The organism is Pseudomonas sp. C1C7, from assembly GCF_013359595.1.
GTDB lineage: Bacteria > Pseudomonadota > Gammaproteobacteria > Pseudomonadales > Pseudomonadaceae > Aquipseudomonas.
Genome location: NZ_JABFMP010000071.1, coordinates 1 through 10,000 on the forward strand (window position 1 = coordinate 1; position 10,000 = coordinate 10,000).

Below are 10,000 nucleotides of genomic sequence, written 5' to 3' on the forward strand. Positions count from 1 at the left end.
CGCGAAAAGTTATGCGGCGATGGTCTCGCTGGCTTGTGCTATGCGGTGTTTACGACATTACTTTTCGGACAGAACCTAAGGTACAGAAGCAAATCGAACAGCATACCGTTCGTCGGATTCTTTACAGAGGAAAAGCTATTGACTCACGCGCTACAGGGACTATCGAAATTCCCCAAACTTTCTCTGTCAGATATTACATACAGCAAAAAAACAACCAAAAAACATGATTTTCCGGAAAAAGCTTTAAAGCTTATAGCCTGCGCAAACCTGCCTAAACAAAATGTGAGTCACAAAAACAAAACACCGACAGGATCGGTCATGCATATACGTACGAACACTCTGTTTTTATTGAGAGAAATTTCCTACAAGTAAAAAAATAAAGACTATTGATATCGACCCATAGCGCGGTTATAAATTTTCAGGACACATGAAATTATACCCATCGGAATTAATCGAAACGGATCTCGCACAATGAATAACTCGAATATCGCTCGTGAAGTTGACTTCGCATGGTGCATCCTAAAAACCAACGCGGAGTTCAAGAAAGACCTTCGTGATGCTATTGCGAACAAAACTTCCAAGAGCGATAAAATGGACACGCTAAAAAAATTTGAGTTTATAAAATACGAAAGCGAAAATTCATTCCTTAAAAACAAATGGGGCGTACTCAACACACCTGAAATCGATGATATCGCGGGATATACAGTTTTCTGGAATCCTGAAATATCAAAAAACAGCATAGAAATCAGATTATGCGAGAATAATGGACCGACTCTTATTGATATTTTCCGCCTTTCGAATGCGAAGATTACTGGCGCTATTTTCGAACAAAGCAAAAAATGTATTATAAAAATAACTTTACAGCTTAAATTTTATCAACTGGTAATTTCCGACTTTCAACAAGCTGACTATAGTAAATCGATTCAGCTATGCACCCCTTTAACACCAAAATTTTCATTATGTGTAAAAACCGCAAAATTGATTCTGGAATTAACTAATGGCAATACATCTGAGTCAACGACTCAAACTAAAGCTGCGAGAGAAAGCATTTTGATCGCAAATTCCATAGAAGATGGTACTCCACACAGAGAAATCGCATTAAAGTTATTTGGATTGGAGTCAGTGAAGCACCATTGGGCACCAGATAGTTGGATGAGAGCTAAAATTCGCTATAATATCAATAAAACAAAACAGTTGATCAGGGGCGGTTACCGCGATCTGATTTAAGAAGTTAAACAACCTAGCGCAGCAAAGCACTTAAAGCCACGCCAGTACCAAACAAAATGAAAACCGCTCCGCTGCCACGACTAATCCACATCCAAAAATTAAAAAATCTTATAGTAAGTCGACTTGCTATCCATGAATAACCAGAAAGCGATAAAAAAGAACAAATCGCAAAAGTTAATGAGAGAACGAATGACTGAACAAGGACATATTCATCACCCCTAACAAACTGGGGAAAAAGTGCAGTATAGAAAAGAAGGGCCTTAGGATTTGAAATCCCAACGACGTATGCCTCTAAGAATAAGCTTGAGCGTGTCGCCTGATTTGCTAAGCCCACATTATTATTTTGTACAATTTTTGGGCTGAGAAACAGTTTGATACCTAAAAAAATTAGGTATGCGCCACCCAATACCTGCGCCCATAAAAAATACATGGGGAACAAGCTAAAAACGGCAGTCACCCCTACAGTGGCCAACAATGCAAAGGTCAGCATTGCGCTAACGTTTCCAGCAACCCCGATTAATGAACGATTGAAACCAACCTGAGAACCATTACGCATAGCCAACATAACAGCAGGGCCAGGTGACAAAGTTGAAGCGATTGCAAAGATCAAAAACGCAGCCCAATCTGAATAAGAAAACATAGGAACATCCTACATATTGAGATTAACATCTTGCTCACCGTCGAACCGATAACACAACCATCTCTCGGATTCGTCGAGAGGCATAGTCTGTTTAGCCCTCCTATTGCAAAAGGTTAATTTGGGAATGGACTGAACTATATCCACGAACCCTCCTACACCAAGCGTGTTTGGGCCGAGCCGAGCAACATTCACGCCTACCCCAAGGATAAACGGTCAATACCGTGGAGGCAGGGAGAAACTCCAAGTTTGTATTTCTCCCTACGCTTGTAATAGCGCACTTTTAGGATAAGGAGATTTAATTACGACACGAGTTATCCGAGCGGGGCGCGGGTCAGTTCAAAAGCCAAAAACCCTATACAGCTTTGACACTTTCAAAAACTGCGAATCGTGATGCATGAAAAACCGTATTCCACTTAAGCTGAATTTATAGATAAAACTAATAAAATAATGGCAATGTTTATATCTATACATCGCTAGAATGCTCATTCAAAGAGGGGCGATACGCTACCGATCTTCTTTTTCCAACAACCGCACCACCTTCGGCATCACACTAAAAATCGCCAATGCCAAAAACGTACTGAACACCGCCGTCGCCTCCCGCCCCAATCCGGCGGATACACCAATAGCAGCCGTCATCCATAACCCGGCCGCGGTAGTCAGGCCCTTGACGTGGCCTTCGTCGCCGTCCTGGTTCTTAAGGATCGTCCCCGCCCCCAGAAAGCCGATCCCGGCGATTACCCCCTGCACGACCCGGCTCATGGCATCGGCCTGGGAGCCGGACATCTGCGGCACCAGCACGAACAGCGCCGCGCCGAGCGCTACCAGCATGTGAGTGCGTACCCCGGCCGCCTTGCCCTTGTGCTCGCGTTCGAAGCCGAGAATGCCGCCCAGCACCGCGGCGATAACCAGGCGCACGGTGATGCGGGTCAGTTGTGTGGCATCGCCGATGTCGGCGAATTCCGCTTGCAGGGTCACCCAGACTTCATGCCACCAGCCGTTCATGGTGCTGTCCTTTCGAGGGAGCCATGGTGGGTGGACCTCGCCGACCATTAATCGGTTGCACAGAACGATGGCCGGTGCCTGTGCCCTAACGTTTCATCAGTCGCAAGAAAGGGATGACGTCATGACCGTTCGAATCGAGAACCAGACCTGTTTCTTTACCGTCGAACATGGCGAGGAAATTCGCCTGTGTCCCGATGTCACTATCGTCACCGACGGGGCCAAGGCCATGTCGGCGGTGGACATCAATGGCCAGCGTATCTACATCACCGAAGCAGAAGCCGATGCATTGACCGTAGCAGGCGCCGTCGACGGACGCCGGCACCTGAAAGCCACCGACAGTGATTCGGTGATTTGACTGATTCGCATCAACACAGCCCGCGAGCGCCTGATATAGGCGCTCGCCGCCCGCCGCTACAGGTGCTTCAACTTGTCGCAGGCGCTGCCGACGCATCCATCTGATACGGTTTTTAAACAGATACCTGAGTCTGTTATGCAAACAGATCGCCGCGCATAGTGCTCATGCCTGATGGAGGCTGATGAGCGAAAGACCATGAGCGAGCTAATCCCCGTCCGAACCGTAGAAAGCCCGACGCCAGTCCAGATTCACGAACCTTCACGCCCGAAGATGAAGGTCAAGACCAGCGACAACCTGATCCACACCCGCAGTTTTACCGGCCTGTTCCGTTCCCTGCGCATCAGCGGCGCGGGATTTCTGTTTTTGCTGTTCTTTGGCACGGTCTGGTTGAACTGGGGCGGCCGCCAGGCGGTGCTGTGGGATCTTTCGGAAAGCAAATTCCACATCTTTGGCGCGACCTTCTGGCCGCAGGATTTCATCCTGCTCTCGGCGCTACTGATCATCGCCGCCTTCGGCCTGTTCGCAATCACCGTGTTCGCCGGCCGGGTCTGGTGCGGCTACACCTGTCCGCAGAGTTCGTGGACCTGGATCTTCATGTGGTGCGAGAAGATCACCGAGGGCGAGCGCAACCAGCGGATCAAGCTGCAGGCCGCGCCCTGGGGCCTGAACAAGCTGATACGCCGTTCGGCCAAGCACACGATGTGGCTGGCGATCAGCCTGCTGACGGGCCTGACTTTCGTCGGTTACTTCACGCCGATCCGGCCCCTGGCCGAGGAACTGCTGACCCTGCAAATGACCGGTGTCAGTCTGTTCTGGGTGCTGTTTTTCACCGGCGCCACCTACATCAATGCCGGCTGGTTGCGCGAAGCGGTGTGCATGCACATGTGCCCCTACGCGCGGTTCCAGAGCGTGATGTTCGACAAGGACACTCTGACCATTTCCTACGACGTCGCCCGTGGCGAAAACCGTGGGCCGCGTAAACGTGAGGTCAAGCCGGCCGAGGTCGGCCTGGGCGACTGCATCGACTGCCAGGTCTGCGTGCAGGTCTGCCCCACCGGCATCGACATCCGTGACGGCTTGCAGATGGAATGCATCGGTTGCGCGGCGTGCATCGACGCCTGCGACTCGATCATGGACAAGATGGGCTACGAACGCGGGTTGATCAGCTATACCTCGGAGCGTCAGTTACAAGGCGGCAAAACTCGCCTGTTGCGGCCACGGTTGATCGGCTACACCGCGGTGCTGCTGGTGATGATCGCTGCGCTGGTGGTTGCGCTGATCGAGCGGCCGATGGTGTCGCTGGACGTGAGCAAGGACCGTGGGCTGTTCCGCGAGAACAGTCAGGGGCAGATCGAAAACATCTACACCCTCAAGGTCATCAACAAGACCCAGCAGCGCCAGGATTACCGGCTGACACTGGTCGAGGCTGACGGCTTCCAGTTGCAGGGCAAGACCGAGCTGAGTCTGGCACCCGGCGAAATTGTCGATGTACCGGTGTCGGTGGCGATGATCGCGGATCGGCCGGGCAGCAGTTCGCAGAGCATTGGGTTCCGGATTGTCGATAGCGATGAGCCAGGGGTTTGCAGTGTGGCGACGAGCCGGTTTGTTGCGCCGATGAACCGGTGAGCCTTTAAGATGCACAGCTAAAAGATCGCAGCCTTCGGCAGCTCCTGCAGGGGAACGCATTCCAGGGTAGAAGCTGCCGGAGGCTGCGATCTTGGCGATTTCAACCTCAACAAATGACACCAATCGAGCACTCGATGAAACGCTACGAAAAATTCGCCGATGACATCGCTGAACTGATCCGCTCCGGTGTCCTCGGCCCCGGTCAGCGGGTGCCGTCGGTGCGCTATGCCAGCCAGACCTACGGGGTCAGCCCGTCCACGGTGTTCCAGGCCTATTACCTGCTCGAACGTCGCGGCCTGATCCGCGCGCGACCGCGTTCCGGCTACTTCGTGAATGCCCTCGCGCCACGGCCGTTTTCGGAGCCGGTGATCAGCAGCCAGGTCAACGAATCCACCGAGGTCGACGTCAGCGAACTGGTGTTCTCGGTGCTCGACTCGATCAAGGACCCGAACACCGTGCCCTTCGGCTCAGCCTTCCCCAGCCCGACCCTGTTTCCCCTGCAACGCCTGTCGCGCTCGCTGGCCAGTGCCAGTCGCGAGATGGACCCGCGCATGGTGGTGACCGACATGTCCCCGGGCAACCCGCAACTGCGGCGGCAGATAGCCCTGCGCTACATGGTCGGCGGGCTGATGCTGCCCATGGAGGAACTGCTGATCACCAACGGCGCCCTGGAAGCGCTGAACCTGTGCCTGCAAGCCGTGACCCAGCCCGGCGACCTGGTGGCCATCGAAGCGCCGGCGTTCTATGCCTGCCTGCAAATCCTCGAGCGCTTGAAACTCAAGGCCGTGGAAATCCCGGTGCATCCGCGTGATGGCATCGACCTCGGCGTGCTGGCGCAAACCCTGGAGCGCCACCCGATCAAGGCCTGCTGGTGCATGACCAGTTTCCAGAACCCCATGGGCTCGACCATGCCCGAGGCCAGGAAACAGGAACTGGTGGAATTGCTGCGCCAGCATCAGGTGCCGCTGATCGAAGACGATGTCTACGCCGAGCTGTATTACGGCCAGCAGGCACCGAAACCGGCCAAGGCGTTCGATACCGAAGGGCTGGTGATGCATTGCGGCTCCTTCGCCAAGAGCCTGGCCCCCGGTTACCGCGTTGGCTGGGTGGCCGCCGGGCGCTATGCGCAGAAGATCGAGCGGCTGAAACTGATGACCTCGCTCTGCGCTTCCATGCCGGCCCAGGCCGCCATCGCCGACTACCTGCAACACGGCGGCTACGACCGGCACCTGCGCAAATTGCGTTACGCCCTGGAAGAGCAGCAGAGCGCGATGCTCGCCGCCATTGCCCGCTATTTCCCGGCGCAAACCCGGGTCAGTCAGCCCGCGGGCGGCTACTTCCTGTGGCTGGAATTGCCGGCGCAGATGGATTCGTTGAAGTTGTTCCAGATGGCGCTGGCCCAGGGGATCAGCATTGCGCCGGGACCGATCTTTTCACCGGCGCAGCGGTTCAGGAATTGCATCCGGTTGAACTATGGCAGTCCGTGGAATGAGGCGGCGGAGAAGGCCATGGAGACATTGGGGCGGATCGTCAGATCCTTTTAAAAGCAAAAGATCGCAGCCTGCCGTGCTGGCTGCGATCTTTTAATCTTTTGATCTTGCTGTTAGCGCCCGCCCCCGAGATCAACAAAAGTCCCGGTCGCATAAGAAGCCTTGTCCGACAACAACCAGACAATCGCCTCCGCCACTTCATCCGGCCGCCCGCCACGGGCCATCGGGATCGCCGACTCGAGCTTGCTGACCCGATCCGGATCGCCGCTCAAGGCATGGAAATCGGTGTAGATGTACCCAGGCCGCACCGCATTGACACGAATCCCCTCGCCCGCCACTTCCTTGGACAAGCCGATGGTGAAGGTGTCGAGCGCACCCTTGGAGGCCGCGTAGTCGACGTACTCGTTGGGCGAACCCAGGCGCGCGGCGACCGACGAGACGTTGACGATGCTGCCGCCCTGCCCGCCATGCTTGGGCGACATGCGCAGGATCGCGTGCTTGGCGCACAGCACCGGTGCCAGCACGTTGGTCTTGAGGATTTTGAGGATGCGAAATTCGGACATTTCGTCGACCCGGGACTTGTGCCCCACGGTGCCGGCGTTGTTGACCAGCGCCGTGACCCGGCCCAGCTCGCTGTCCACCCGGTTGAACAGGGCAATCACTTCGTCTTCGATGCTGACATCGGCGCGGACCGCAATGGCCTGCGCACCCAGGGCACGGACTTGTTCAAGCACACCTTGCGCAGCCTCTTCGTCGGCCTGGTAATTGATGCAGATCCGATAGCCTTGTTCGGCGGCCAACAACGCCGTGGCGGCTCCAATGCCGCGACTGCCGCCAGTGATGACGATGACTTTATCCATGCAAGCTTTCCCCGTTTCAAGCGTAAGCGGTCGCGGGCAAGAATAACCGTCATTCATGGATTTTGTAAGGAATCGCTTACGCAGATCCCCGCTCCTACAGGGTTTGTGGCTGTACGCAAATTCTGTGTAGGAGCTGTCGAGTGCAACGAGGCTGCGATCTTTTGAAGGGCAAGATCAAAAGATCGCAGCCTGCGGCAGCTCCTACAGGGTCAGCGGTTTACTTACGCGGGCGTGAGCTTCTCGGAACGCTGCAACTCGCTCATGAACCGATCCGCCGGCAGCGGATGCCCCAGCAGATATCCCTGTAATGAATTGCAACCAAGTTGCGTGAGGAAATCCTGCTGGACATCGGTTTCCACGCCCTCGGCCACGATCCTCAAACCCAGCGCCTGCCCCAGCGCGACAATGGCCGAGACGATGGCCGCATCATCGCTGTCCCGCTCCAGATCGCGCACGAAACCGCGGTCGATCTTCAGTTCGTTGGCCGGCAAACGCTTGAGGTACATCAGGCTGGAATAGCCGGTGCCGAAGTCGTCGATGGACAGGTCGACGCCCATTTCCGACAGTTCCTGCAACACCGTCATGCTCGCGTCGGCATCGCTCATGGCGGTGGTTTCGGTGATTTCCAGAGTGAGGTTGTTGGCCGGCAATTGGTGCGTGGCCAAGGCTTTGGCCACACTCTGCACCAGCCCCGTGTGACAGAACTGCAAGGCCGACAGGTTCACCGCGATGCGCCAGTCGGTGTAGCCCATGACATACCATTCGCGCATCTGCCGGCACGCTTCGTTGAGCACCCAGTCGCCAATCGGAATGATCAGCCCGGTCTTCTCCGCCAGTTCGATGAACTTGTCCGGCAGCATCATGCCCTGGGTCGGATGTTCCCAGCGCAGCAGCGCCTCGGCGCCGACCGGTCGATTATTGGCGGCGTCGAACTTGGGCTGGTAATGCAGGCTGAACTGTTCCTCTTCGACAGCGGCGCGCAGGTCCTGCAGCAGTTGCAATTGCTTGCGCGCGTTGCCGTTCATCGAGGCGTCGAAGAAGCGGTAGCCGTTCTTGCCGGCGTTCTTGGCGTGATACATCGCCGCGTCGGCGTTCATCAGCAACTCGTGGGCGCTTTGGCCATTGCCGGGATACAGCGCGATGCCAACACTGGCGGAGATCTGCAAGTCATGTTCGGCGACCCGGAACGAACGGGCGATCAACGCGACCTGACGGCCCGCGAGGTTCATCGCGTCGTTCTGATCGGCCAGTTGCACCAGCAACACGAACTCATCGCCACCGATACGCGCCAGGGTGTCCTGCGTGCGCAGATCCTCGCGCAAGCGCAGGCTGACTTCGCGCAGCAACTGGTCGCCCATGTGATGGCCGAACGCATCGTTGACCGGCTTGAAACCATCCAGATCGATGAACATCAGCGCAAAACAGCCGCCCTCGCCGTCCACCCGGGACATCGCCTGATCGATACGGTCAGCCAGCAGAATCCGGTTCGGCAGACCGGTCAGGGTGTCGTGCAGGGCCAGCTGGGTCAGCTCGCGGTTGGCCTCGGTCAGGGAATGGGCAAGGCTGGCGGTACGCTCTTCCAGGCGCGCATCGAGAATCGAAGTCAGCAAGGCGATGCTCAGCACCGCCAGGGTGGTGATCAGCACCAGATTGTCGAGGCCCTTGCCGTTCAAGCCGGTGACTGCCGCGCCGCAGAAACTGCCATCGGCAAACTGCGCGGCGGCCATGCCCGTGTAGTGCATGCCGACAATGGCAATCCCCATCACCACCGCCGCTCCACTGCGGATCAGACGCACATAAGGGCCTTTGCGGCGCAGGCGGAAGGCAATCCATAACGCCGCCCCCGAGGCCCCGACCGCAATCAGCAGCGAGGTGCCGAACAGCGTCGGGTCGTAATCGATCCCCGGCAGCATGCGCATGGCCGCCATGCCGGTGTAGTGCATGGCACTGATCCCCGCCCCCATCGCCAACGCACCGAACCCGAGTTGCCAGGCCGGCATCTGCGGCTGGCTGACCAGCCACAGAGCGAATCCGCAGGACAGAATGCTGATCAACAACGACAGCAAGGTAATGCCCAGGTCGTAACCCAGATCGATCGGCAACTTGAACGCCAGCATGCCAATGAAGTGCATCGACCACACACCAATACCCATGGCGCAAGCACCACCCGCCGTCCACAAATGCGCGGCCCGGCCCTTGGCGGTCGCAATACGTCCGGCCAGGTCCAGTGCGGTGTAAGAAGCAAGAATCGCTACGCAAAGCGAAATGACAACCAGCGTGGGGGAATAACTACCAATGAGCATGGAGAAATCTCGAAATCACCCCCGTACTGCTTCCGTTCTCGAGGGCGCAAATTGAGCGATTGTACTGATTCCGCCGTTGAACGCACTGAAAAAAGTCATCATTTCGCCATCAGTCCGATGAAACGCTTGTTTGAGAGCCGTAGCCCCTCAAACAAGGGGTTTTCAGGATCTGTACAAGATCCGTACAAGATCGGTACAGGTTTGTGTATAGGGGTGGATGTAAGCGGTTTGCGGAGGTTTTGCAGGAGCTGTCGAATGCAACGAAGCTGCAATCTTTTGATGTTGTTTTTTTAAAAGCAAGATCAAAAGATCGCAGCCTTCGGCAGCTCCTACACAGACCAATCCCGATCAGGCCGGCCGGTAGGCCGCCTCGCTTTTGCTTTTGATCCACCCGCCCCGTCGGCAGGCTGAGTGGAGGCATTTATCCGGGGGGCAGGCGCGCAGCGCCGTGCGGCGAAGCCGCACACATCGAGAGGAGGTGCAGCGAAGCAAACCGG

At 56.0% G+C, this 10,000-nt stretch carries 9 protein-coding genes; 5 read left to right on the forward strand and 4 right to left on the reverse strand.

Annotation, left to right across the window (positions count from 1 at the left end; genetic code table 11):
* Both HNO86_RS30145 and HNO86_RS29755 read left to right on the forward strand, forming a co-directional pair.
* A partial coding sequence (locus HNO86_RS30145; RefSeq protein ID WP_218583546.1) for a hypothetical protein occupies positions 1 to 372 on the forward strand: 372 nt, incomplete at its 5' end.
* Between the two features lie 99 nt (positions 373 to 471).
* On the forward strand, positions 472 to 1,227 hold the full coding sequence (locus tag HNO86_RS29755) for a DNA -binding domain-containing protein (RefSeq protein WP_175380508.1): 756 nt from the start codon (positions 472 to 474) through the stop codon (positions 1,225 to 1,227).
* 13 nt (positions 1,228 to 1,240) lie between these two features.
* Here HNO86_RS29755 and HNO86_RS29760 read toward each other — a convergent pair whose 3' ends face one another.
* Positions 1,241 to 1,867, reverse strand: coding sequence for a LysE family translocator (locus HNO86_RS29760; RefSeq protein WP_175380509.1), 627 nt, complete (start codon positions 1,865 to 1,867; stop codon positions 1,241 to 1,243).
* A 504-nt stretch (positions 1,868 to 2,371) separates the two neighbouring features.
* Positions 2,372 to 2,869 carry an MgtC/SapB family protein gene (locus tag HNO86_RS29765; RefSeq protein ID WP_175380510.1) on the reverse strand — a complete coding sequence of 166 codons (498 nt, stop codon included), beginning with the start codon at positions 2,867 to 2,869 and terminating at the stop codon, positions 2,372 to 2,374.
* Between the two features lie 121 nt (positions 2,870 to 2,990).
* On the opposite strand from HNO86_RS29765, the gene HNO86_RS29770 reads away from it, so the two are divergent.
* The 3 genes from HNO86_RS29770 to mapR all read left to right on the forward strand — a co-directional run bounded on the left by HNO86_RS29770 (position 2,991) and on the right by mapR (position 6,394).
* A complete protein-coding gene (locus tag HNO86_RS29770; RefSeq protein WP_175380511.1) occupies positions 2,991 to 3,224 on the forward strand; it encodes a DUF3203 family protein in 234 nt (77 codons plus the stop codon).
* Positions 3,225 to 3,419: 195 nt separating this feature from the next.
* Complete coding sequence (gene ccoG, locus HNO86_RS29775; protein WP_175380512.1) at positions 3,420 to 4,850, forward strand: cytochrome c oxidase accessory protein CcoG; 1,431 nt, start codon at positions 3,420 to 3,422, stop codon at positions 4,848 to 4,850.
* A 134-nt stretch (positions 4,851 to 4,984) separates the two neighbouring features.
* A complete protein-coding gene (gene mapR, locus HNO86_RS29780; protein ID WP_175380513.1) occupies positions 4,985 to 6,394 on the forward strand; it encodes a GntR family transcriptional regulator MpaR in 1,410 nt (469 codons plus the stop codon).
* Between the two features lie 59 nt (positions 6,395 to 6,453).
* Here the strand turns inward: mapR and HNO86_RS29785 are convergent, their stop codons facing one another.
* Positions 6,454 to 7,200, reverse strand: a complete 747-nt coding sequence (locus tag HNO86_RS29785; RefSeq protein ID WP_175380514.1) for an SDR family oxidoreductase — start codon at positions 7,198 to 7,200, stop codon at positions 6,454 to 6,456.
* A 221-nt stretch (positions 7,201 to 7,421) separates the two neighbouring features.
* Entirely contained in the window at positions 7,422 to 9,503 is a 2,082-nt protein-coding gene (locus HNO86_RS29790; protein ID WP_175380515.1) for a bifunctional diguanylate cyclase/phosphodiesterase, read from the reverse strand.
* Positions 9,504 to 10,000 lie beyond the last annotated feature (497 nt).

Excerpts from the sequence above, each read along its gene's own strand:
- HNO86_RS29790 (WP_175380515.1), bottom strand. The coding sequence starts at position 9,503 with ATGCTCATTGGTAGTTATTCCCCCACGCTGGTTGTCATTTCGCTTTGC.
- HNO86_RS29760 (WP_175380509.1), bottom strand. The coding sequence starts at position 1,867 with ATGTTTTCTTATTCAGATTGGGCTGCGTTTTTGATCTTTGCAATCGCT.
- ccoG (WP_175380512.1), top strand. The coding sequence starts at position 3,420 with ATGAGCGAGCTAATCCCCGTCCGAACCGTAGAAAGCCCGACGCCAGTC.
- HNO86_RS29755 (WP_175380508.1), top strand. The coding sequence starts at position 472 with ATGAATAACTCGAATATCGCTCGTGAAGTTGACTTCGCATGGTGCATC.
- mapR (WP_175380513.1), top strand. The coding sequence starts at position 4,985 with ATGAAACGCTACGAAAAATTCGCCGATGACATCGCTGAACTGATCCGC.
- HNO86_RS29770 (WP_175380511.1), top strand. The coding sequence starts at position 2,991 with ATGACCGTTCGAATCGAGAACCAGACCTGTTTCTTTACCGTCGAACAT.
- HNO86_RS29785 (WP_175380514.1), bottom strand. The coding sequence starts at position 7,200 with ATGGATAAAGTCATCGTCATCACTGGCGGCAGTCGCGGCATTGGAGCC.
- HNO86_RS29765 (WP_175380510.1), bottom strand. The coding sequence starts at position 2,869 with ATGAACGGCTGGTGGCATGAAGTCTGGGTGACCCTGCAAGCGGAATTC.